This is a genomic window from Kitasatospora sp. NPDC090091, from assembly GCF_044747365.1.
Classification (GTDB): domain Bacteria; phylum Actinomycetota; class Actinomycetes; order Streptomycetales; family Streptomycetaceae; genus Kitasatospora.
The window spans coordinates 502,219-525,297 of sequence record NZ_JBIVDY010000001.1 but is presented as its reverse complement, the minus strand read 5'-3'; the positions used below and the strand labels follow the sequence as shown (position 1 = coordinate 525,297).

Sequence of the window (23,079 nt, the reverse complement as noted above, 5' to 3'; positions counted from 1 at the left end):
CGCCGCGCCCGGGCGTTCGTGACGCCGGGGCCGAAGCGTCGGCCCCGGCCGAGGCACAAGGAGCAGCAGACCGCACAGCCCGTCCCCGCGTGGGCCCGGAGCCGGTCCCCTCGGGGGCCGGAGCCGGGCCCACGGTCGTTCCCGCAGCCGTTCCCGCGGCCGCTCGCGGACCCGCTCCGGCGGTCACCGCGGTTCGGGTTTTGAGATTCATACGGAGTAGTGCATACTTATGCCTATCGCCGTAAGCCTGTTCGCACAGTTGTGAAGGAGAAAGCCGTGACCGAGCGCGTCGTACTCGCCTACTCGGGCGGTCTGGACACGTCCGTCTGCATCGGCTGGATCGCCGAGGAGACGGGCGCCGAGGTCATCGCCGTCGCCGTCGACGTCGGCCAGGGCGGCGAGGACCTGGACGTCATCCGCCAGCGTGCGCTGGACTGCGGTGCCGTCGAGGCCGAGGTCGCGGACGCCCGTGAGGAGTTCGCCGACGAGTACTGCCTCCCGGCCCTCAAGGCCAACGCCCTCTACCAGGGCGAGTACCCCCTGGTGTCCGCCCTGTCCCGGCCGGTCATCGTCAAGCACCTGGTCGCCGCCGCGCAGAAGCACGGCGCCACCACGGTCGCCCACGGCTGCACCGGCAAGGGCAACGACCAGGTCCGCTTCGAGGTCGGCATCAACTCCCTGGCCCCCGGCCTGAAGTGCATCGCCCCGGTCCGCGACTACGCGATGACCCGGGACAAGGCGATCGCCTTCGCCGAGTCCAAGGGCCTGCCGATCGCCACCACCAAGAAGTCGCCCTACTCGATCGACCAGAACGTCTTCGGACGCGCCGTCGAGACCGGCTTCCTGGAGGACATCTGGAACGCCCCGATCGAGGACGTCTACGAGTACACCCAGGACCCGGCCGTCCCGCGCGAGGCCGACGAGGTGATCATCACCTTCGAGGCCGGCGTCCCGGTCGCCGTCGACGGCCGCAAGGTCACCGTCCTGCAGGCCATCGAGGAGCTGAACCGGCGGGCCGGTGCCCAGGGTGTCGGCCGCCTCGACATGGTCGAGGACCGGCTGGTCGGCATCAAGTCCCGGGAGATCTACGAGGCTCCCGGCGCGATCGCCCTGATCACCGCCCACCAGGCGCTGGAGAACGTCACCGTCGAGCGCGAGCTCGCCCGCTACAAGCGGCAGGTGGAGCAGCGCTGGGCCGAGCTGGTCTACGACGGCCTCTGGTTCTCCCCGCTCAAGCGGGCCCTGGACGGCTTCGTCAACGAGGCCAACCAGCACGTCTCCGGCGACATCCGGATGGTCCTGCACGGCGGCCGGGCCGTCGTCAACGGCCGCAAGTCGGACCAGTCGCTGTACGACTTCAACCTCGCCACCTACGACACCGGCGACACCTTCGACCAGTCGATGTCCAAGGGCTTCATCGAGATCTTCGGCCTCTCCTCGAAGATCGCCGCCCGGCGCGACCTGGCCTGATCAGCCCGTCCCGGGCCCCGGCCGAACCACCGCACGGCCGGGGCCCACCCCCAACCAACCCCCCTCCACGTGCAAGGAGCCCGAGCGATGCCTGCCGACCGGACCGCCGCCAGTAACAGTCCTGAGCTGCGCCTCTGGGGCGCGCGCTTCGCCGACGGCCCGTCCGAGGCGCTGGCCAGGCTCTCCGCGTCGGTGCACTTCGACTGGCGCCTGGCGCCGTACGACATCGCCGGCTCCAAGGCCCACGCCCGGGTCCTGCACCGGGCCGGCCTGCTCGGCGACGCCGAGCTCGACGCCATGCTCGCCGGGCTGGACCAGCTGCTCGCCGACGTCGAGGCCGGCACCTTCACCGGCACCGTCGCCGACGAGGACGTCCACACCGCCCTGGAGCGCGGCCTGCTGGAGCGGCTCGGTGCCGACCTCGGCGGCAAGCTCCGGGCCGGCCGTTCGCGCAACGACCAGATCGCCACCCTGTTCCGGATGTACCTGCGGGACCACGCCCGGATCATCGGCGCCCTGGTGCTCGACCTCCAGCACGCCCTGGTCGGCCTGGCCGAGGCGCACCCCGACACCGCCATGCCGGGCCGCACCCACCTCCAGCACGCCCAGCCGGTGCTCTTCGCCCACCACGTCCTCGCGCACGTGCAGGCCCTCGGCCGGGACGCCGAGCGGCTGCGCCAGTGGGACGCCCGCACCGCCGTCTCGCCGTACGGCTCCGGAGCCCTGGCCGGCTCCTCGCTCGGCCTCGACCCGCAGGCCGTCGCCGCCGACCTCGGCTTCGAGGGCGGCTCGGTCGGCAACTCCATCGACGGCACGGCCTCGCGCGACTTCGTCGCCGAGTTCGCCTTCGTCACCGCGATGATCGGGATCAACCTCTCCCGGATCGCGGAGGAGGTGATCATCTGGAACACCAAGGAGTTCGGCTTCATCACGCTGCACGACGCCTTCTCCACCGGCTCCTCGATCATGCCGCAGAAGAAGAACCCGGACATCGCCGAGCTGGCCCGCGGCAAGTCCGGCCGCCTGATCGGCAACCTGACCGGCCTGCTCGCCACCCTCAAGGCGCTGCCGCTCGCCTACAACCGGGACCTCCAGGAGGACAAGGAGCCGGTCTTCGACTCCTGCGACACACTGGAGGTGCTGCTGCCCGCCTTCACCGGCATGATGGCCACCCTCACCGTGCACCGGGAGCGGCTGGAGGAGCTCGCCCCGGCCGGCTTCTCGCTCGCCACCGACATCGCCGAGTGGCTGGTCAAGCAGGGCGTGCCGTTCCGCGTCGCGCACGAGGTGGCCGGCGCCTGCGTCAAGGTCTGCGAGCAGCAGGGCATCGAGCTGGGCGACCTGACGGACGAGCAGTTCGCCGCCATCTCCGAGCACCTCACGCCCGAGGTGCGCTCGGTGCTCAGCGTCCACGGCGCGATCGCCTCGCGCAACGGGCGCGGCGGCACCGCCCCCTCGGCGGTCGCCGTCCAGCTCGCCGAGGTCAAGGCCGACCTGGCCGTCCAGCAGGAGTGGGTCCAGGGCTGACCCCTCGGCAGCACCCGGGGGAGGGGCGCGGCGGGCCGACCGCCGCGCCCCTCCCGCGTGCACGCCACCGCCCGCCCGTAACCGGTGCCGCCCGTGCCCGGTCATCCACGGTATGTGCACCAACCTTCCCTTCGCCCGCTCCGCCGAGGACGAGGTTTTCGCCGAGCTCCGGCGCCGCCTCGTCCGCGAGGCGGTGGCCGCGCTGCCCGGCCGCTGCCCCGAACTCGTCACGGCCCTCACCGAGGACCCGCCGCCCACCTACCGGGAGATCGCCGAACGCCTGGGCATGGCCCGCGGCTCCATCGGCCCCACCCGCGCCCGCTGCCTCGCCTGTCTGCGCGTCCTCCTCCATGCCGAGCGCTACGCCTGATCCGCAGCGTCCGACGTCGGCGTCGCCCGATGCCGGCCTCCGACCCGTCCCACCCGCCCGCCCGGGCGACGTGACCCCCACCCGTCGGACGACGTGACCCTCGCCACGTCCGGCGGCTGGAAGGTTGAGAGCAGCTGACACGCGGGTAGAGCGCTGGCGAACGTAGCTCTTGACGGCGGAGCGAGCACTCGGATACTGAGCGTGAACGCGCTGTCGGCGCCGTCGGCCCCACCAGGGCCCCGCGGCTGGTACGTTCGTGCGCCACCCCCGGCCAGGGCCGATCCCCGGCCGGGACACCTCCGGCAGGGCATCCGGTGCGACACCCTCACATCCGCGCGCCGGGCACGACGATGGGGAGGCCCCAGCACATGGGCATGAGCGTGATCATCTCGGCGGCCGCCGCCGAGGACGCCGAGCAGATCCTCAAGCTCCAGTACCTCGGCTACCAGGGCGAGGCCGAGCTGTACGGCGACTGGACCCTGGACCCGCTGACGCAGAGCCTGGAGAGCCTGCGCGCCGAACTGGCCGAGCAGCAGTTCCTCGTCGCCCGGCTCGGCGACGAGGTGGTCGGCACCGTCCGCGGCCGGATCGGCGCCGACGGCGTCGCCCGGATAGGGCGTCTGGTGGTCCACCCCCGGATGCAGCGGCACGGCCTCGGCGGACGCCTGCTGGAGGCGCTGGAGCGCCGCCTCGCCGAGGACGGCCGCCCGGTGACCGCCTTCCGCCTCTTCACCGGCCACCGGAGCCTCGGCAACCTGCGCCTCTACGCCCGCCAGGGCTACCGCCAGACCGCCGTCGAGCAGATCAGCGGGCGGCTCACCCTGGTCCACCTGGAGAAGCCCGCCGCGGCCCCGCTCGCCGCCACCGCCTGACCTCGCGCGGCCGTCCCACCAGGCCCGGCACCGCCATCATCCGGACGCTCCGGAGGCGGTGCCGGGCCGTATCGTTGCAGGTGGAAGCGGTGTGTGTCCGCATTGCGGACACCGGATGCCGGGAATTGGGCGCAAATCCGCCCATCTGATTTACTGGCTCACATGACTGCGACGACGAACTGCACCCCCACCGGCACCATGCCGGCAGGTGAGCGTGCCATGTGTCGTCGAATGTGTCACTGCTGAGGGCCACCGCCTCCCTCCTCGCGCCCCGAAGCGAGACCCCGCCGCCCGCGCCCCGCGTGAGCGCCACGCCTGCCTCCGGCACAACCCCCCTCCCTCCGCCTGCCCGTCCACGGGCCGGTGGCGCTTCCTGACGACCCGTCGGTGCCGCGCCGTCGCGCGGCCCGCCCGTCCGGCGGTGGCGAACGAGGGGTGGCAGGTCCCGATCCCCCCCCCGGCACAACGCCGTCCGCCGGCGCAACGCCGTCCTCGCCGTCGACCGCAACCCGGTCCGGCGGCCGCACGCCGCCCGCCCCCGACCAACGGAAACAGCTGTGATCACCACCACGGACCTCACCAAGGTCTACCGCTCCCGCGGCCGCGAGGTGACCGCCCTCGCCGGCGTCGACCTCCACGTCCGACCCGGCGAGGTCTACGGAGTCGTCGGCACCAGCGGTGCCGGCAAGTCCACCCTCATCCGCTGCGTCAACTTGCTGGAGCGCCCCAGCTCCGGCACCGTCACGGTGGACGGCGTCGAACTCACCGCGCTCTCCGGCGGCGAGAACCGCGCCGGCCGCGAACTGCGCGAGGCCCGCCGCCGCATCGGCATGGTCTTCCAGCACTTCAACCTGCTGTCCTCCCGCACCGTGCAGGACAACGTCGAGCTCCCGCTGGAGATCATCGGCCTGGACCGCACCGAGCGCCGCCGCAAGGCCGCCGAACTGCTCGACCTGGTCGGCCTCGCCGACAAGGCCCGCAGCTACCCGAGCCAGCTCTCCGGTGGCCAGAAGCAGCGCGTCGGCATCGCCCGCGCCCTCGCCGGCGACCCCAAGGTGCTGCTCTCCGACGAGGCCACCTCCGCGCTCGACCCCGAGACCACCCGCTCCATCCTCAAGCTGCTGCGCGACCTCAACCAGCAGCTCGGCCTCACCGTCCTGCTGATCACCCACGAGATGGACGTCATCAAGTCCGTCTGCGACTCCGCCGCCCTGATGCGCGGCGGCAAGGTGGTCGAGTCCGGCGAGCTCACCGACCTGCTCACCACGACCGGCTCCGAACTGGCCCGCGAACTCTTCCCGCTCAGCGAGTTCGGCACCGGCCACCCCGGCGCCACCGTGCTGGAGATCACCTTCCAGGGCGACACCTCCGCCCGGCCCTTCGTCTCCCAGCTCGCCCGCACCTACCAGATCGACATCAACATCCTCGGCGCAGCCGTCGAGACCATCGCCGGCCGGACGGTCGGCCGGATGCGGGTCGAACTGCCCGGCAACCGGGCGGACAACGTGGTGCCGATCGGCTTCCTGCGCGAGCAGGGCCTGCAGGTGGACGTGATCGAGGCGAACGGCAACGACAAGGCGAGCGGAGCAGCGGCATGACCTGGGACCAGATGCAGGCACTGTTGTGGCCCGCCACCTGGGAGACCTTCCAGATGGTCGGCGTCTCCACCCTCGGCAGCGTGCTGCTCGGCCTCCCGCTCGGCATCCTGCTGGTGCTCACCGCCAAGGGCGGCGCACTGGAGAACACGCTGGTCAACCGGGTGATCGGCACCGTCGTGAACATCGCGCGCTCGCTGCCGTTCCTGGTCCTGATGGTCGCGCTGTTCTCCTTCACCAAGCTGATCGTCGGCACCTCGCTGGGCTGGCAGGCGGCGACCGTCCCGCTCACCATCGGAGCCATCCCGTTCTTCGCCCGCCTGGTCGAGACCTCCGTGCGCGAGGTGGACGGCGGCCTGATCGAGGCGGTCCGCGCCATGGGCGGCGACACCTGGACCATCGTCCGCAAGACGATGATCCCGGAGGCCCTGCCCGGCCTCACCGCCTCGCTCACCACCACGGTCATCACGCTGATCAGCTACTCCGCGATGGCCGGCACCGTCGGCGGCGGCGGCCTCGGCAACCTCGCCATCACCTACGGCTACCTGCGCTTCGAGACCACCTTCATGTGGGTCATCGTCGCCGAGCTGGCGATCATCGTCACCGTCGTCCAGCTGATCGGCGACTACGCCGTCCGCCGCCTCTCCCACCGCGGCAGCGGCGGCGGCCGCACCCGGCTGCTCCGCGGGCGCCGCACCCCCGCGGCGGCACTCGACGAGGACCTCGTCACCTCCTAGACCTCCCGCGCCCGACCCCGGGCCGCGGCTCCCCGCACCATGCAGAAAGGCACTTTTCGTGCGCAACGCCCTGAAGTTCACCAGCGTCCTCGCCACCGCCGGCATCGCCCTCTCCCTGGCCGCCTGCGGCAGCTCCGGCTCGTCCGGCTCCTCCGACCCGAACGCGCCGCTCACCGTCGCCGCCAGCCCCACCCCGCACGGCCAGATCCTCAAGTTCGTCAAGGACAACCTGGCGGAGAAGGCCGGCCTCAAGCTCGACATCAAGGAGGTCACCGACTACGTGACCCCCAACACCGCGGTGCAGGACGGCTCGGCCGACGCCAACTACTTCCAGCACGTCCCGTACCTGGAGGACTTCAACAAGAAGCACGGCACCAGCATCGTCTCGGTCGCGCCGGTGCACCTGGAGCCGCTGGGCGTCTACTCCAAGAAGGTCAAGTCCGTCACCGAGCTCCCCGACGGCGCCACCGTCGGCCTGCCCAACGACGCCACCAACGAGGGCCGCGCGCTCAAGCTGCTCGCCGACAACAAGCTGATCACCCTCAAGGACGGCGCCGGCACCGCGGCCACCCCGGCCGACATCACCGCCAACCCCAAGAACCTCAAGTGGAAGGAGCTGGAGGCCGCCCAGCTGCCCCGCTCCGTCTCCGACCTCGACGCCGCCGTCATCAACGGCAACTACGCGCTCGACTCCGGCCTCAAGCCGGCCACCGACGCGATCGTCCTGGAGAAGGCCGAGGGCAACCCGTACGCCAACATCCTCGCCGTCAAGAAGGGCAAGGAGAACGACCCGCGGGTCAAGAAGCTCGCCGAGCTGCTGCACTCCGCCGAGGTCAAGAAGTTCATCGACGACACCTTCCAGGGTTCCGTCGTCCCGGCCTTCTGACCGGACCCGCGACCGCGCACCGCACCCCTGGACCGGGCCCCCGCCGCACCTCGGCGGGGGCCCGGTCGGGCAGTATGCACGAGTGACGCCCTGACAGACCGTGTTCTGACGTACCGTCGTCCGGTTCGCGCACCGCGTGACACCGGGGGCACCGGCGAGGCGTACGGTGTGTCCACGACCCGGCGAGGAGAGACGGCATGGCAGCGAGCTTCCCCGAGACCGCCATCAGCACCGAGCGGCTGCTGCTGCGCCCCCTTGCGGAGCACGACGCCCCCGGCCTGGTCGCGATGATGGCCGACGACCTCGTCCTGGCCTGGACCGACCAGCCGCAGCCCTTCACCGAGGCACACGCGCGCGAGCTCGCCCGCACCCTCGCCCCCGACCACCGCGCGGCCGGCCGCGGCATCGTCTTCGCCGTCGTCGAGCACCTGACCCAGCGTCTGGTCGGCCTGGTCGAACTTCGGAACACCGAGTGGCGGCTGCGCTCCACCGAGATCGCCTACGTCACCGCCGCCTGGGCGCGCGGCGAGGGCTACGCGCCGGAGGCCGTCCTCGGCGTCGCGCAGTGGCTCTTCGAGGACCGCGGCTTCCTGCGCCTGGAGATGCGCACCGCCGCCGGCAACACCGCCGCCCAGCAGGTCGCCCAGAAGATCGGCGGCATCAGCGAGGGCGTGCTGCGCAGCGCCTGGATAGTGCGCGGCGAGGCCGGCGAGGCGGTGGGCGCACCGGCCGACCGCCGGGCGGGGGGAGAGAGCCGCAGCGACCTCATCCTGTGGAGCCTCCTGCCGGAGGACCTGGAGCAGCCGGCCGACCGGGAGATCGGCTGGCACGGCGACCACCACCGCTACGTCCTGCGCGACTGACCCGCCCGCCGCGGCTGCGGCCGCCGGTGCCGGGCCGCCGGCCCACCGCGCCGCAACGGGGCCGCCGGGCCCGCGGAGCCGCCCGTGCGCCGGCGTGCGCCGGACAGGTGTACGAGATGTCGGCCGCAGCGGGGATCACACCCGGTAACCTCTCCACCGGCGCCGAACGCGGGCGCAGCATGTCGGCGCACCGAGGCGAGGGAGAACGGCCGCAGATGGCTGACCGGATCACGGTCATCGGGTGGGACGGCACCCCGCTGACCGAGGCCGCCGGCGCGGCCCTCGCCGCCGCGACCCTGGTGGCCGGCGCGCCCTACCAGCTCAACGCCCTCCCGGTCCCCGGCGCCGCCGAACGGCTCGTCCTCGGCAACGTCCAGCTCGCCGCCCGGCGGATCGCCGAGCACCGCGGAGCCGCCGTCGTCGTGGCCGAGGGCGACCCCGGCTTCTTCGGCGTCGTCCGCACCCTGCGCCGCCCCGAGTACGGCCTCGAACTGGAGGTCCTGCCGGCGGTCTCCTCGGTCGCCGCCGCCTTCGCCCGCGCGGGCATGCCCTGGGAGGACGCCCAGGTGGTCAGCGCGCACGGCGGCCGGCTGCGCCGTGCGGCCAACATCTGCCGGGCCCACCAGAAGGTCGCCGTGCTCACCGCGCCCGGCGCGGGGCCGAGCGAGCTCGCCCTCATGCTCCGCGGGGTGCACCGCACCTTCGTCGTCTGCGAGGCGCTCGGCACCGACGACGAGGACGTCACCGTCCTCACCTCCGACCGGGTCGCCGACCACGACTGGCGCGACCCCAACGTGGTGCTGGTGATCGGCGGCAACAGTGGCGGCCCGCAGAACGGCGCGGTCTCCGAGGCGGCCGGCTGGCTGGCCGGGCGCCCGGTCGGCTACCCCGGCCCGGAGCGCGGCTGGGCGCTACCGGCAGAGGCATACGCGGGCGCCGGGAGCGCGGCGGACGCGCCGGGCGCATCCGACACGCTCCCGGCGCACGTCCGCGCCCTGGTGCTGGCCCGTCTGGGTGCCCGGCCAGGCGACCTGGTCTGGTCGGTCGGCGCCGGCAACGGGGCCCTCGCGGTCGAGGCGGCCCGGTTCGGCGCGGCCGTGGTCGCCGTCGAGGCCGACCGCTCGGCCTGCGCCCGGCTGGCCGTCAACGCCCGCCGCTACGGCGTCGAGGTGGAGACCGTCCACGGCGGCGGCCCCGAGGTGCTCGGCGGCCTGCCGGAGCCGGACGCCGTCGTCGTCGAGTCGGGCGGCCCGGCCGTGGTGCGCGCGGCCCTCGCCCGCCGCCCCGAGCGGTTCGTGGCGGTGGCCCGCACGTTCGCCGAGGCGGAGGACGTCCGCCGCGCCGTCGCCGAGGCCGGCTACCGGGCGGACGGCGCGCTGCTGCAGTCCACGCCGCTGGAGACCGCGCCGGCCGAGCCGGCGGGCGCGGGCGCAGGCGCGGGCCTGCGGCTCGGGGCGGGCGCCGACGGCGTGCTGCTGCTCTGGGGTGAGCAGATCGTGTGAAGGCACGGTGCCGCCGACGGTGGTCCGCTGGCGAATCCGGTGAGGGTTCCGCCGTCGGACCGCGGTTGCGGCGCGGCGCGAGCCGCGGGCACGCGCCGCCGCGAAGCGGTGATCCAGGTCGCATCCGGACACTGATTCGAGAGGCGGCGCCGCCGGGCCGGTAGTGTGGCGTCCGGGACGCAGGCGGCGTCCGGCAGCCCGCCCGATCCGGTCGGTTTGTCGCCTTTCCTGACGCGACGCAACCCGGTCCGGCTCGGAGTGTGGGCGATTCGACGGGCCGCCCGCCGGACCGGGAGAATGCCGTAGGGTCCGGTGCGGTCGTGCCGGTTGCCCCGGCCTGTCGTTGTTTCAGTTGACGCGCCGCCCCCGTCGGGCGGTGCGCGGGCCGGGGTGCCGCAGCGCGCCGGAAGGACTTCGGCCGCAGCGCCTCGGCGCGGCGGCCGCGTGTGGTTGAGGGACGGGCCGGTGCAGGCCCGACCCGTGCGGATGGGCGCTGCGGTCGGTGATCGCGTCGCCGAGGGCGCGGCAGCGGCCTGGAAGGAGCTTTGACATGACCGATGGCGGCCACGTCCCGAACGAGGGACTTCCGGAGCACCTGCTCGCCGGGCCCGACCCGCTCGGCGGCCCGGGGGGCGTCGCGGCCGTCGCCCCCGCGCAGGGCGTCGTACCCGTGCAGGGTGCCGCGGTGGACGGCGGCGTGGTCCCGAACCCGGCGATGCCCAACCCCGTGATGCCCAACCCCATGATGCAGAGCCCCGTGATGCCGAACCCGGGCGTGCCGGACGGCGGCCTGACCGGCGGGGTGCCGCCGCAGGACTTCCAGAGCCACGGCCGGCCGATCGGCGTGCCCGGCCAGTTCGTCCCGGCCGCCGACATGCCCGGTGCGGGCGTGCCCGGTGCCCCGGGCATGGCCGGTGTCGCCGGCGTTCCCGCCGAGGGCTGGGCCGTCGACCCGGGCGCGCCGCGCCCCGCCTTCCACTTCCTCGACCAGCCCGACGACGACCAGCCGGACCCGCTGGACGACGAGGACGACGTCCTGCTGATGCCCGGCCCGCAGGGCTCCTGGGGCGAGCCGGTCGCCGCTCCCGCCGAGCAGGGTGCCGAGCAGGGCGTGCCCGGCACCCCGGTCGAGCCGTCCTGGCCGCCGCTGGACCCGCCGGCCCTCGGCGCCGACCAGGCCGCCCAGCCGGTGCCGGGCCAGTCGATGCCCGGCCAGCCGATGGTCCAGCCCCTCCAGACCCAGGGTCACGGCATCCAGGTCCCGGTCCAGCCGCAGGGCCAGGATCCGGTGACGGCGGCTCAGCCGCCGCGCCGCCCGCTGCACGCCGGTCCGCCGATCCCGGACCCGTCGCTGATGACCGGCCAGGTGCCGGTCCGCTCGCTCGCCGACCGCGGCCCCTCGCTGGGTGGCACGCCCGCGCACGGCATCCCGGTCGTCGTCGGCCAGCCCGAGCCGCAGGCCGCCGTGCCGGTGCAGGCCCAGCCGATCGCGGTCGCCCAGCCGATCCCCGTCGAGCAGCCGGTCCAGGACGTTCCGCAGGCCGCGCAGCCGGTCGAGGGCGTGCAGGCCGACGGCCCGCAGGTCGTCGAGGGCGTGCCGGGTGTGCAGCCCGTGGCCGCCGAGGCCGTGCCCGCCGCCGAGGCGCCGGTGGCCCCGGAGGCGGTCGTGGCCGAGCCGGTCGCCGCTCCGGTCGCCGCCGCTCCGGTCGCCGTCGAGCAGCTCGCGGTGGCCGCGGAGGCCGCCGTCGCGCAGGCCGAGCCGGTCGTCGTCGACCCGTCGGCCGCCCCCGTCGAGGCCGTTCCCGCCGAGGCCGTCGTCGAGTCGACCTCCGTCGAGGCCGTGCCCGGTGACGCCCAGGGTGCTCCCGCCGCCGCGGAGGAGGCGCCGGCCGAGGCCGCCGCCCAGGCCGAGCAGCAGCCCGCCGCCCAGGCCGGCCAGCCCCGTCGGATCGCCGCCTTCCTGGCCGCGCCCACCCCGCACGGCCTCCCGCAGGTCGAGGCCACCGAGCCGGTCCCGTCCGGCGAGGACCCGGCGGTCGAGCAGTCCGTCCCCATAGCGCCCGCGGCCCAGCCCGAGGTCGTGACCGCCGAGGCGGTCCAGCCGGCCGAGGCCGTGCAGGACGACCCGTCCGCGCAGCCCGACCCCGGTGCCGAGCCCGTCGCCGAAGCCGTCGTCGAGCCGGTGGAGGCCGTGGTCGTGGAGCAGCCCGCGGAGCAGTCCGAGGCCCTGCCCGAGGCCGCCGCCGAGACGGCCGCCGCCGAGACGGCGGTCGGTACCGGCGAGATGCCGTCCGGCCAGGTCGTCGCCGGCCCGGAGGCCGAGCAGGCGCAGCAGGCTCCGGTCGACGCCGCCGTCCCGGCCCCGGAGGCGCCGGAGACCGCGGAGACGCCGGAGACCACCGATCCCGCCGGGCAGCCCGAGGCACCGGCCGGCGAGGTGGCCGGCGAGCCGGCCGTCGCGCCCGAGCCCGAGCCTGCCACCGAGCCCGTCGCCACCGAGCCCGCGGCCGAGGCCGTCGCCGAGGCCGCCCCGGCGGACCAGGCCGATGGAACCGACGCCCCCGTCGGGCCGTCCGCGAACGAGGCCGTCGGCGAGCCCGCCGCCTCCGCCGACGAGGCCACCGGCGCCGAGGCCGGCGCCGACGTGCCCGCCGCCGAGGACGCCGCGCCCGAGGAGCCCGCCGAGCCGCGCGGCCCCGCCGCCGTCGGCTTCGACGACGCCGGCCGCGAGGCCGTCCACCAGGTCATCCGCGAGCGCCGCGACATCCGCAACGGCTTCCGCCCGGACCCGATCCCGCACGAGGTGCTGATCCGCGTCCTGGAGGCCGCCCACACCGCGCCCAGCGTCGGCTTCTCCCAGCCGTGGGACTTCGTGGTGATCCGCTCGGCCAAGACCCGCCGCAAGATGCACGAACTGGCCGAGCGCCAGCGCGAGGCGTACGCGGACACGCTCCCCAAGGGCCGGGCCAAGCAGTTCAAGGAAATCAAGATCGAGGCCATCCTCGAAACCCCGGTCAACATCGTGGTGACCGCCGACCGCACCCGCGGCGGCCGCCACACGCTGGGCCGCCACACCCAGCCCCAGATGGCCCCGTACTCGGCCGCCCTCGCGGTCGAGAACCTCTGGCTGGCCGCCCGCGCCGAGGGCCTCGGCGTCGGCTGGGTGAGCTTCTTCGACGAGGACGAGATGGTCCGCGAGCTCGGCCTGCCCGAGCACCTGGAGGTCGTCGCGTACCTGTGCGTCGGCTACGTCGACGCCTTCCCGGACGAGCCCGAGCTCCAGCAGCAGGGCTGGGCCAAGAAGCGCCCGCTCTCCTGGGTCGTCCACGAGGAGCAGTACGGCAACCGCGCGCTGCCCGGCGAGGAGCCGCACAGCCTGCTCGCCGAGACCCTGCGCGGCATCCGCCCGCTGGACGCCAAGGCGCTCGGCGAGGCCTGGGACCGCCAGAAGCGGATGACCAAGCCGGCCGGCTCGCTCGGCATGCTGGAGATCATCTCCGCCCAGCTCTCCGGCCTCTCCCGCAAGTGCCCGCCGCCGATCCCGGAGCCCGCCTGCGTCGCGATCTTCGCCGGCGACCACGGCGTGCACGCCCAGGGCGTCACGCCCTGGCCGCAGGAGGTCACCGCCCAGATGGTCGGCAACTTCCTGGCCGGGGGAGCGGTGGTCAACTCCTTCGCCAAGCAGATCGGCACCGAGGTCTGCGTGGTCGACGTCGGCGTGGCCGCCGAGCTGCCCGACGCGATCCAGCAGGGCCGCACCACCGGCCTGCTGCCCCGCAAGGTCCGCCCCGGCACCGGCGACATGACCCAGGGCCCGGCGATGACCCGTGAGGAGGCCCTCAAGGCCATCGAGGTCGGCATCGAGACCGCCCGCGACCTGGTCGCCGCCGGCAACAAGGCCCTGGTCACCGGCGACATGGGCATCGCCAACACCACCGCCTCCGCCGCGCTGATCTCCGTCTTCACCGGCCTGGACCCGGCCGAGGTCACCGGCCGCGGCACCGGCATCGACGACGAGACGCACGCCCGCAAGATCGAGGTGATCCGCGCCGCGCTCGCGCTGCACCAGCCGGACCCGGCCGACCCGATCGGCGTCCTCGCCGCCGTCGGCGGCCTGGAGCACGCCGCCATCGCCGGCTTCCTGCTCGGCGCCGCCTCGCTGCGCACCCCGGTCATCCTGGACGGCGTCATCGCCGGCTCGGCGGCCCTGGCCGCCAAGGCCATCGCCCCCGAGGTGCTGGCCGCCTGCATCGCCGGCCACCGCTCCGCCGAGCCCGGGCACCAGGCCGCGCTCGCCAAGCTCGGCCTGCGTCCGCTGATCGACCTCGACCTGCGGCTCGGCGAGGGCACCGGCGCCCTGCTGGCCCTGCCGCTGGTGCAGAGTGCGGCCCGCGCGATGCACGATGTAGCCACGTTCGACTCCGCCGGGGTCACCGAGAAGTCCTGACGCCCGCCCGCACCGCTCCGTGTACCGGCCCGAGGGCGCGCCGGCACACGGAGCGGTGCCGCGTACCCCCACCACCCTCACCCGACCCAGGAGCACCGCCCATGACCGCGCCCAACCCGCCCTCCGTGCCCGCCGACCGGCCGGACGGGCCCCACCCCCACCCCGGCACCGAGGGCCGCACGCCCTACCCGGTCGGGCTGCTGCTCGCCGGCCGCCGGGTGGTGGTGGTCGGAGGTGGCCAGGTCGCCCAGCGCCGGCTGCCCGCCCTGATCGCCACCGGTGCGGACCTGCACCTGATATCGCCGGCCACCACCCCCGCCGTCCAGGCCATGGCCGACGCGGGCGAGCTGACCTGGCACGAGCGCCCGTACCGGGACGGCGACCTCGCCGACACCTGGTACGCCCTGGTCGCCACCGACGACCCGGCGGTCAACACCGCGGTCAGCGCCGAGGCCGAGCGCGAGCGGGTGTTCTGCGCCCGCAGCGACGACGCGGCCGCCGCCACCGCCTGGACCCCGGCCAGCGGGCGCGACGCCGGCGCCACCGTGGCGGTGCTCACCGGCGACCCGCGGCACTCCGCCGCGCTGCGCGACTCCATCGTGAACGGCCTGCGGGACGGCTCGCTGGCGGCCCGCCGGCACCGTACCGGGGACGCCTCCGGGGCGTCGGGCCCGGGGCGGGTCGCCCTGGTCGGCGGCGGCCCGGGCGACCCGGACCTGATCACCGTGCGGGGCCGCCGGCTGCTGGCCGACGCGGACGTGGTGGTCGCGGACCGGCTGGCCCCGCGGGAGCTGCTGGCCGAGCTGCCCGAGCACGTCGAGGTGATCGACGCGTCGAAGATCCCGTACGGGCGGTTCATGGCCCAGGAGGCGATCAACCGGACGCTCGTCGAGCACGCCAAGGCCGGCAAGTTCGTGGTCCGGCTCAAGGGCGGCGACCCGTACGTCTTCGGGCGCGGCGGCGAGGAGCTGCTGGCCTGTGCCGAGGCCGGCCTGCCGGTGACGGTGGTCCCGGGGATCTCCAGCTCGATCAGCGTGCCGGCGGCGGTCGGCGTGCCGGTCACCCACCGGGGCATGACGCACGAGTTCACCGTGATCTCCGGCCATGTCGGGCCGGACGACGAGCGCTCGCTGACCAACTGGGAGGCCGCCGCCCGGATGAGCGGCACCCTGGTGCTGCTGATGGCCGTGGACAAGATCGGCGCGATCGCGGCGAAGCTGGTGGAGTGCGGCCGCCCGGCCGACACCCCGGTGGCCGTGGTCCAGGAGGGCACCACCGCGGCCCAGCGCCGGGTGGACGCCACCCTGGCGACCGTCGCGGCCACGGTCGAGGCCGAGCGGATCAAGCCCCCGGCCGTGATCGTCATCGGCGACGTCGTCAACGTGCTGGCCCCGGCTTTCACCGGCGCCTGAGCCCACCGCACTTTGCGAAGTCCGGCCGGCGCCTGAGCCCACCGCACTCTGCAAAGTGCCACAGCCACGCGCACCCGATCCCGTGAAGCACCCAGGAGTGGGAAGTCGGCCCCGCCGACTTCCCACTCCGACCCCCGCGGCGCCCGCGGCCCCGGCTCACTCCAGCGGCTGCTCCGTCCAGATCACCTTCCCGGTCGCCGTGTACCGCGTCCCCCAGCGGTCCGCGAACTGCGCGACCAGGAACAGCCCGCGCCCGCCCTCGTCCGTGGTGGCCGCGTACTTCAGATGCGGCGAGGTGCTGCTGGCATCGGACACCTCGCAGATCAGCGCCCGGTCGCGGAGCAGTCGCACCCGGATCGGCTCCGACCCGTACCGGATCGCATTCGTCACCAGCTCGCTGAGGATCAGCTCGGTGACGAACGCAGTCTCGTCCAGCCCCCACTGCGCCAGCCGCTCCGCCACCGCCGCCCGCACCGCACCCACCGCGGCCGGGTCGGACGGCACGTCCCACTCCGCCACCTGGTCCGGCACGAGCACCCGGGTGCGCGCCACCAGCAGCGCGATGTCGTCCTGCGGATGCGCGGGCAGCATCGCGCCCAGGACGTCCGCGCAGGTCTGCTCCGGCGTCCGCGGCGGCCCGCTCAGCGCCGTCCGCAGCCGCTCCAGCCCCTCGTCGATGTCCCGCTCGCGGTCCTCCACCAACCCGTCCGTGTAGAGCACCAGCCGGCTGTCCTCCGCCACCTCCAGCTCCACCGTCTCGAACGGCAGCACTGCCAGGCCCAGCGGCGGTCCCGTCGGCAGCTCCGGGAACACCACCTGCCCGTCCGGCGAGACCAGTGCCGGCGGCGGGTGCCCCGCACTGGCCAGGGTGCAGCGCCGCGACACCGGGTCGTAGATCGCGTACAGGCAGGTCGCGCCGGTCACCGCTCCTGAACCGCCGGTCGCGGACTCCTCCTGGTCGATCCGGTTCACCAGGTCGTCCAGGTGCCCGAGCAGCTCGTCCGGCGGGAGGTCCAGCGTCGAGAAGTTGTGGATCGCCGTCCGCAGCCGCCCCATGGTCGCCGCCGCGTGCAGCCCGTGGCCCACCACGTCCCCGACCACCAGTGCCACCCGGGCACCCGGCAGCGGGATCACGTCGAACCAGTCCCCGCCGACCCCCGCCTGCGCCGGCAGGTACCGGTGCGCCACGTCCAGCGCGTTCTGCGCCGGCAGGCTCCGCGGCAGCAGGCTGTGCTGCAGCGTCACCGCCATCGCGTGCTCCCGGGTGTACCGGCGCGCGTTGTCGATGCACACCGCCGCGTGCGCGACCAGCTCCTCGGCCAGCGCGAGGTCCTCCTCCTCGAACGGCTCCGGCCGGTCCGCCCGCCAGAACCGCGCCACCCCCAGCAGCACCCCGCGCGCCTTCAGCGGCACCCGCACCAGCGAGTGCACCCCGAACCGCAGCGCGTGCGCCGCGCCCTCCGGGTCCTGCTCCCGCCACGCCGTGCTCTCCGCCAGCCGCGGCTCCACCGCCGGCTTCCCGGTGTTCAGCGCACCCGCCAGCGGCGTCGACGGCACCACGTCCAGCACCGTGCCCACCGGGTAGAACGGCGAGTCCTCCCGCACCCCGGCGAACGCCGCCCGGCGCACCCGGCCCAGCGCCACGCCCGCCGGCGGCTCGTCGCCGTCGAGCACCTGTTCGGCCAGGTCGACCGTGACGAAGTCCGCGAACCGAGGCACCGCCACCTGCGCCAGCTCCTCCGCCGTGCGCGTCACGTCCAGCGAGCTGCCCACCGCGACACCCGCGTCGTACAGCAGCCGCAGCCGCCGCTGCGCCACCTCGGCCCGGCCGGAGAGCGCCAGCAGTTCGGTGGAGTCACGCAGTGTGGCGACCAGGCCGGGCGGGCCGCCGTCGCGGTCGGTGAGCCGGATGTTCACCGCCAGCAGCCGCTCCCCGGACAGCACCACCTCGTCGGTGACCGGCCGGTCGGCGGTCAGCAACTCCTCGGGCGCGTGGTCCAGGCCCAGCTCCGTCACCAGTCGGCCCTCGGCGTCGGCCGGCAGGTCCAGCAGCCGGCGGGCCTCGTCGTTGCAGAGCAGCAGCCGCCCGTCGCCCTCGACGATCAGCACGCCCTCGCGCACGGCGTGCAGCACGGCCGCGTGGTGCTCGTACATCCGCGTCATCTCGGCCGGCCCGAGCCCGTGCGTCTGCCGCCGCAGCCGACGGCTGATCAGTGCCGTCCCGCAGGTGGCCAGCCCCAGCGCCATCGCCGCGGCGCCGAGCACCACGGGCAGCTGCCGCTCGCTGGCACTGCTCACGTTCTCGATCGTGATCCCGGACGACACCGCACCGATCACCTGGCCGTCCGGCGCGCGCACCGGCACGGTCGCCTGGACCAACGGCCCGAGTGTGCCGTCGATCTGCTCGGTCACCACCTGCCCGTCGAGGGCGGGCTCGTAGTTACCTACGAACTTCTGGCCGATCCGGTCCGGATTGGGGTGCGTGTAGCGGATGCCGTCGGTGTTCAGCACCACGATGAAGTCCACGCCCGCGTTGATCCGCGCCGCCTGCGCCTTGGGCTGCAGGATCGCGGTCGGATCGGGGGACTGCATGGCGGCGACGATGCCGGGCGAGTTGGCGAAGGTCTGCGCCACCGCCACCGACCGGTTGGTCGCCTCCTGCCGGGCGTCGTTGCGCGACTGCACCACCAGGGCCACCACGGCCGCGGCGACCAGAAGCAGCACCACCAGGACCTGGAGTGCGAAGAACTGCCCAGCCACCGAGCGGCGCTTCACCGACTTCGGCCACGCCGCCCGCGGCTGCTGTAGCCGACCGCGTGGGCGCCCACCGGAGGAGCCGGCGGTTCCGGTGGCGAGAGAGGAGGCGGTGGAGCCAGAAGCACCAGAGCCCGACGGAGCCCAGGATCGGCCCGGAAAACGGGCCATACGCCATATTTGCACTCCGTGTGCCGAGGGGCCAAGACCAGCCACACCCGACCGTTCGGCCGTTTGGCCTTCTCCACCCCGACTTGGCAAGATCGCAGGGTGTCCGAGCCCAGCATCATCACCGATCCCGCCGACCCGCGCCTCGCCGACTACACCGGCCTGACCGACGTGGAACTGCGCCGCCGACGCGAGCCCGCGGAGGGCCTGTTCATCGCCGAGGGCGAGAAGGTGATCCGCCGCGCCCTCGCGGCCGGCTACCGGATGCGGTCGATGCTGCTGACGGCCAAGTGGCTCGACGTGATGGCCGACGTGATCGCCGAGGCCGACGCCCCCGTCCACGTCGTGGAGCCCGCGCTGGCCGAGGCCGTCACCGGCTACCACGTCCACCGGGGCGCGCTCGCCTCGATGGAGCGCAAGCCGCTGCCGGACGCCGCCGAGGTACTGGCCGGCGCCCGCCGGGTGGCCGTGCTGGAGGGCCTGGTCGACCACACCAACCTGGGTGCCATCTTCCGCAGCGCCGCCGCGCTCGGGATGGACGCCGTCCTGCTCTCGCCCGACTGCGCGGACCCGCTGTACCGGCGCGCGGTCAAGGTCTCGATGGGCGCCGTCTTCGCCGTCCCCTACGCCCGGCTGGACCCGTGGCCGGCCGCCCTGGACACGGTCCGCGAGGCGGGCTTCAGCCTGCTCGCGCTCACCCCGGCCGAGGGCGCCGTCGCCCTGGCCGCCCTGGCCCCGCACCGGCTGCCCAAGGCCGCGCTCATGCTCGGCGCCGAGGGCGACGGCCTCACCCGGCGCGCCATCGACGCCGCCGACCACCCCGTACGCATCCCCATGGCCCACGGCATCGACTCCCTGAACGTCGGCGCCGCCGCAGCCGTGGCCTTCTACGCCGTCACCGCCGCGGCCTGACCTACCCCGGGCGGAGTGGGAGGTCGGCCTGCCCGACTTCCTGTGCGGGCCGGTGGGGGCTGCTGGCAGCGCGTGCCGCTGCCCTCGGACGACGTGGCGACGTGGCGACGTGAGAAGTCGGCCCGTCCGACTTCCTGCGTGGCGCGGAGCGCGGCGGCTCCGGGGGTCAGCCTGCCGGTGCCGTGGGCGGGGCGGGGGCTGCTGCGGGGGGCGGGGTCACGGTCACCGTGGGGGCGCCGGGCCAGGACTCCTCGATGCTCCCGTCCGGCCGCACCGTGTAGCGGGTGGACGCGGTCGCGCCCGTCTGGCTGCTCCGCTCCTCGCGGACCAGCGCGCCGTTGTCGAGCCGCCAGGCGGCCGCCGCCTGCGGGTCCGCGGCCGAGGACCGCGCGGCGAGCGCCACGGGCGTGTCCCCGTTGAAGCCGAAGAGCTGGACCAGGTCGGTCGGCACCGAGCCCTCCGTGCGGCGCAGCACCACCAGGCCGGCCGGTGCCCCCCTGTAGCGGGCGGAGAGGACGGTGCTCAGCGCGACCTGCGGTCCCGCGCCTGCAGAGCGGCCGTCCCGCAGCGCGATCGGCGGTCCGCCGGCCGGGTCGGGGTAGCTGCGGTTGGGCCAGTCCACCGCCGGGTTCGCCCCCTGCGCGGGCGCCAGCGCGCCCTCGCCGGCCGGGCCGCCCGTACGGGCCGTTGCCACGGGGGGCGTCGGGGACTGCGGCAGGGCCGACGGCGCCGCGCCGTCCACCGACTGCCCGGCCGCGCCGGGCGGCACGGCTGGGCCGCCCGTGCCCGGCCGGTCCGCGGACGCGGTGGTGACCGTCGTCGCGCCCACCGGGCCGAGGCCCTGGTTGCTCCGGTTCTCGCACCCCTGCGCCGCCGCGATCGCCAGGGCGACGCCGACCGTGACGGTGACGAAGACGATCAGGCGCTGCCGCAGCAGTCGCTGCCGGGCGCTGCCGGGACGGCCGCCGGGTACGGGCGTGTGCTGCCGGTCCCGGCTCCGCCCGCGCGGGCGGACGGGCCGCTGCCCGCCCTCGCGCGGACCGGGCTGCGCCGCCGGCGCGCCGCCCCGGCCGGGGGCCGGGGTCTGCTGCCGCTCGCGCATCGGCCGGGTGGCCTGGACGGCCTCGGCCCGGGGCATCGGTCTGGTGGTGGGCTGGCCGGCCGTGCCGTGCGGGCGCCGCTGCGCCGCCGCCCCGGCCCGGGCGCCGGGGTGCCCCGCGGGGTGGACGCCGGGGTGACCGGCCGCGCGACCGCCCGCCGTTCCGTTCCCGGGGCCGCCCGCAGGGCCGCCCGCGACCCTGCCCGCAGCACCACTGTCGGGGCCGCCGGGAGCGCCGTGCCCCCCGGGAGGAGCACTGTGCTGCCCTCCGGCGAGCCCCGCGCCGGAACCGGCCGCGCCGGCGTGCCCGCCTGCCCGGCCCGCGGCCGCCCGGGCCCGTGCCACGCCCGCCGGATCCGGAGCACGCCCGGGCGCGGGGACCCCACGGCCTGCGGCCGGCGGCACCGGCGCTGCCGCCGCACCGCGTCCGGGAACGCCCGGACGCGCCCCGCCGGCCGGTCGCCGGCCCGCCGGACGGGCCGCGCGCTCCGCGGCCGTACCGTCGAACCCGACCCCGCCGACGGGCCCACCGACGACCCCGCCGGCGACCGCACCGCCCGGCACCGTCCGACCGGACGCCGGACCGCCGGCCACCGCCCCGCCGGCCCCGCCCGCACCACGCGCCGCCAGCTCGCTGAGCCGCTCGTGCAGCGCGGCCGCGCCGGGCCGTTCGGCGGGCTCCTTGGCCAGGCAGGCCCGGATCAGCGGCGCCAGCTGAGGCGGCACCTCCGAGAGGTCGGGCTCCTCGTGCACGACCCGGTACAGCATCACCTCGGAGGAGGCCCCCGAGCCGAACGGGGTGTCCCCGGTGAGCGCGTACGCCAGCGTCGCCCCGAAGGCGAAGACGTCCGTCGCGGGCGTCACGGCCACGCCGCGCACCTGCTCGGGCGCCAGGAATCCGGGCGAGCCGACGGCGGTGCCGACGTGGGTGAGCGTGCTGGCACCGCGCGACCACGCGATGCCGAAGTCGATGATCCGCGGCCCGCGCGGCGACAGCAGGATGTTGGAGGGCTTGAGGTCCCGGTGGACGACGCCCGCCTCGTGCACCTTGACCAGCCCGTCGGCCAGCGCGGCACCGATCCGGGCGACCTCCGTCCACGCCAGCGGCCCCTCGTCGCCGACCCGCTTGTAGAGCGAGGGCCCGGGGACGTACGCGGTGGCCAGCCAGGGGCGGTCCGCCTCGATGTCGGAGCCCACCACCCGGGCCGTGCAGCCGCCGCGGATCCGGGAGGCGGCGGCGATCTCGCGGGCGAAACGCGTGCGGAACTCCATGTCCTCGGCCAGCTCGGCGCGGATCAGCTTGAGCGCCACCCGCTGCCCGCGGCGGTCGGAACCGAGGTAGACCACGCCCATGCCGCCGGCCCCCAGCCGCCGGTGCAGTCGGTACGGCCCGACGATGCGGGGGTCCTCACGCCTCAGCCGCATCATCGCCATGTTCGCTTCCCCGTCAGCCCGTGGGTGAGGCCCCGTCGGTTTGGGGCATCGTCAGTTCCTGTCTGGCACAGCTTACGGACTGGCCGCTGCGGTGTGCTGATACGCAACACCCGAACCCTCCGTGCGATTGTCCGATCTTGCGCTGACCTGCAGGTCACAGGCGTGCCGAAACGATTCTCGGGGTCGGCTCTCAGGGTTCCCCCGGGGGCGCGGAGGAAGCCGCCTCCCCCTCCGGTAGTACACCGCAAGTCGGAGGCTCATCCTCGGGGAGGCCCGCAGAACAATACGACGGCATGACGTCCGTCCACCCCCTCCCGCCATAGCGTTGTCCTCAGCGGTGGACGGGGAGCTCGTCCCCCGAGGTAATCCGTCCACCGCGTCCGCGTCGAGCGACCAGCAGGCACCGGCAGTACACGAATCAGGAGTAGGGGCATGGCACCGCAGCTCACGGGATCACCCCGCCGCCGTCGGCCGGCCTTCACCCAGCGCCACGCCGCCGAGCCGACCAGGCACCCGGCGGTCGCGCTGGCCATGGCACTGCCCTGCGCCGTGCTGCTGGTGATGCTGTTCGGCGGCTGGGAGCAGATGGCGAACCAGGCCCAGGCCCTCGCCGAACTGATCACGCACTGACCCGAGCGCCGGGCCCGGTCCTCCGGACCCCCGGCACGGGGAGCAATCCGGCTGACAGAGCCGGTCACTGAACGGGCACTGAATCCCCTGGGGACGGGGAGCCAGTGCCGCCGGGGAAGGCCGTGCCCGCGATGACACGCGGACGGGCGAGGAGCGGTGCACAGAGCACCCCGGCAGGCGGAGATGCCGCGTACGGACGTCGGTGAGGGCGACCGTACGCGGCTCTTCATCTCCTGTACGACCCAGCGGCTTTCCCGCGCAGCCGGGGACTCTCCCGCGCGGCCGGGACCTCGTACGACCCACCCCTGTCCCGCGAGCCCGGGCCGCTCCGCGGGCAGCACAAACGGCCGGGGCCGTGACCCTCGCGGATCACGGCCCCGGCCGTTACTGTGCGCGATACT

Annotated in this window: 14 protein-coding genes and 1 pseudogene; 13 read left to right on the top strand and 2 right to left on the bottom strand. The window is 74.9% G+C overall.

What is annotated here, in order from left to right; all coding sequences use genetic code 11:
* Positions 1–276 precede the first annotated feature (276 nt).
* The 11 genes from ACIPSC_RS02350 to cobA all read left to right on the top strand — a co-directional run bounded on the left by ACIPSC_RS02350 (position 277) and on the right by cobA (position 15,681).
* Positions 277–1,470 carry an argininosuccinate synthase gene (locus ACIPSC_RS02350; RefSeq protein ID WP_400822333.1) on the top strand — a complete coding sequence of 398 codons (1,194 nt, stop codon included), beginning with the start codon at positions 277–279 and terminating at the stop codon, positions 1,468–1,470.
* An 87-nt stretch (positions 1,471–1,557) separates the two neighbouring features.
* Positions 1,558–2,997: an argininosuccinate lyase gene (argH, locus tag ACIPSC_RS02345; RefSeq protein WP_400822331.1), complete on the top strand. Its 1,440-nt coding sequence runs from the start codon at positions 1,558–1,560 to the stop codon at positions 2,995–2,997.
* Between the two features lie 112 nt (positions 2,998–3,109).
* The gene (locus ACIPSC_RS02340) at positions 3,110–3,367 is read left to right on the top strand and encodes a hypothetical protein (RefSeq protein ID WP_400822329.1); all 258 of its coding nucleotides are present in this window, start codon (positions 3,110–3,112) and stop codon (positions 3,365–3,367) included.
* Between the two features lie 368 nt (positions 3,368–3,735).
* On the top strand, positions 3,736–4,239 hold the full coding sequence (locus ACIPSC_RS02335; protein WP_400822328.1) for a GNAT family N-acetyltransferase: 504 nt from the start codon (positions 3,736–3,738) through the stop codon (positions 4,237–4,239).
* Positions 4,240–4,796: 557 nt separating this feature from the next.
* Entirely contained in the window at positions 4,797–5,837 is a 1,041-nt protein-coding gene (locus ACIPSC_RS02330; protein ID WP_400822327.1) for a methionine ABC transporter ATP-binding protein, read from the top strand.
* Entirely contained in the window at positions 5,834–6,571 is a 738-nt protein-coding gene (locus ACIPSC_RS02325; protein WP_400822326.1) for a methionine ABC transporter permease, read from the top strand. The genes ACIPSC_RS02330 and ACIPSC_RS02325 overlap by 4 nt, the downstream gene beginning before the upstream one ends.
* 58 nt (positions 6,572–6,629) lie before the next feature.
* A complete protein-coding gene (locus ACIPSC_RS02320) occupies positions 6,630–7,457 on the top strand; it encodes a MetQ/NlpA family ABC transporter substrate-binding protein (RefSeq protein WP_400822325.1) in 828 nt (275 codons plus the stop codon).
* A gap of 197 nt (positions 7,458–7,654) precedes the next feature.
* Positions 7,655–8,320 carry a GNAT family N-acetyltransferase gene (locus tag ACIPSC_RS02315; RefSeq protein ID WP_400822324.1) on the top strand — a complete coding sequence of 222 codons (666 nt, stop codon included), beginning with the start codon at positions 7,655–7,657 and terminating at the stop codon, positions 8,318–8,320.
* 215 nt (positions 8,321–8,535) lie between these two features.
* Entirely contained in the window at positions 8,536–9,822 is a 1,287-nt protein-coding gene (gene cbiE, locus ACIPSC_RS02310; RefSeq protein ID WP_400822323.1) for a precorrin-6y C5,15-methyltransferase (decarboxylating) subunit CbiE, read from the top strand.
* Positions 9,823–10,696: 874 nt separating this feature from the next.
* A complete protein-coding gene (gene cobT, locus ACIPSC_RS02305) occupies positions 10,697–14,269 on the top strand; it encodes a nicotinate-nucleotide--dimethylbenzimidazole phosphoribosyltransferase (RefSeq protein ID WP_400822492.1) in 3,573 nt (1,190 codons plus the stop codon).
* A gap of 101 nt (positions 14,270–14,370) precedes the next feature.
* Positions 14,371–15,681: a uroporphyrinogen-III C-methyltransferase gene (cobA, locus tag ACIPSC_RS02300; RefSeq protein ID WP_400822321.1), complete on the top strand. Its 1,311-nt coding sequence runs from the start codon at positions 14,371–14,373 to the stop codon at positions 15,679–15,681.
* Between the two features lie 156 nt (positions 15,682–15,837).
* On the opposite strand, the gene ACIPSC_RS02295 is transcribed toward cobA, so the two are convergent.
* Entirely contained in the window at positions 15,838–18,606 is a 2,769-nt protein-coding gene (locus ACIPSC_RS02295) for a SpoIIE family protein phosphatase (protein ID WP_400822320.1), read from the bottom strand.
* A 99-nt stretch (positions 18,607–18,705) separates the two neighbouring features.
* Here ACIPSC_RS02295 and ACIPSC_RS02290 point away from each other — a divergent pair, with 99 nt between their 5' ends.
* The gene (locus ACIPSC_RS02290) at positions 18,706–19,515 is read left to right on the top strand and encodes a TrmH family RNA methyltransferase (RefSeq protein ID WP_400822319.1); all 810 of its coding nucleotides are present in this window, start codon (positions 18,706–18,708) and stop codon (positions 19,513–19,515) included.
* Between the two features lie 1,318 nt (positions 19,516–20,833).
* Here ACIPSC_RS02290 and ACIPSC_RS02285 read toward each other — a convergent pair.
* Positions 20,834–22,048: pseudogene (locus ACIPSC_RS02285) on the bottom strand (serine/threonine-protein kinase); the annotation flags it as partial.
* Between the two features lie 432 nt (positions 22,049–22,480).
* On the opposite strand from ACIPSC_RS02285, the gene ACIPSC_RS02280 reads away from it, so the two are divergent.
* Positions 22,481–22,678 carry a hypothetical protein gene (locus tag ACIPSC_RS02280; protein ID WP_400822317.1) on the top strand — a complete coding sequence of 66 codons (198 nt, stop codon included), beginning with the start codon at positions 22,481–22,483 and terminating at the stop codon, positions 22,676–22,678.
* The last annotated feature ends 401 nt before the right edge of the window (positions 22,679–23,079 follow it).

Coding starts and splice junctions, on each gene's coding strand:
- cbiE (WP_400822323.1), top strand. CDS start 8,536: ATGGCTGACCGGATCACGGTCATCGGGTGGGACGGCACCCCGCTGACC.
- ACIPSC_RS02340 (WP_400822329.1), top strand. CDS start 3,110: ATGTGCACCAACCTTCCCTTCGCCCGCTCCGCCGAGGACGAGGTTTTC.
- ACIPSC_RS02335 (WP_400822328.1), top strand. CDS start 3,736: ATGGGCATGAGCGTGATCATCTCGGCGGCCGCCGCCGAGGACGCCGAG.
- ACIPSC_RS02295 (WP_400822320.1), bottom strand. CDS start 18,606: ATGGCCCGTTTTCCGGGCCGATCCTGGGCTCCGTCGGGCTCTGGTGCT.
- ACIPSC_RS02325 (WP_400822326.1), top strand. CDS start 5,834: ATGACCTGGGACCAGATGCAGGCACTGTTGTGGCCCGCCACCTGGGAG.
- cobT (WP_400822492.1), top strand. CDS start 10,697: ATGCCCGGTGCGGGCGTGCCCGGTGCCCCGGGCATGGCCGGTGTCGCC.
- argH (WP_400822331.1), top strand. CDS start 1,558: ATGCCTGCCGACCGGACCGCCGCCAGTAACAGTCCTGAGCTGCGCCTC.
- cobA (WP_400822321.1), top strand. CDS start 14,371: ATGACCGCGCCCAACCCGCCCTCCGTGCCCGCCGACCGGCCGGACGGG.
- ACIPSC_RS02315 (WP_400822324.1), top strand. CDS start 7,655: ATGGCAGCGAGCTTCCCCGAGACCGCCATCAGCACCGAGCGGCTGCTG.
- ACIPSC_RS02280 (WP_400822317.1), top strand. CDS start 22,481: ATGGCACCGCAGCTCACGGGATCACCCCGCCGCCGTCGGCCGGCCTTC.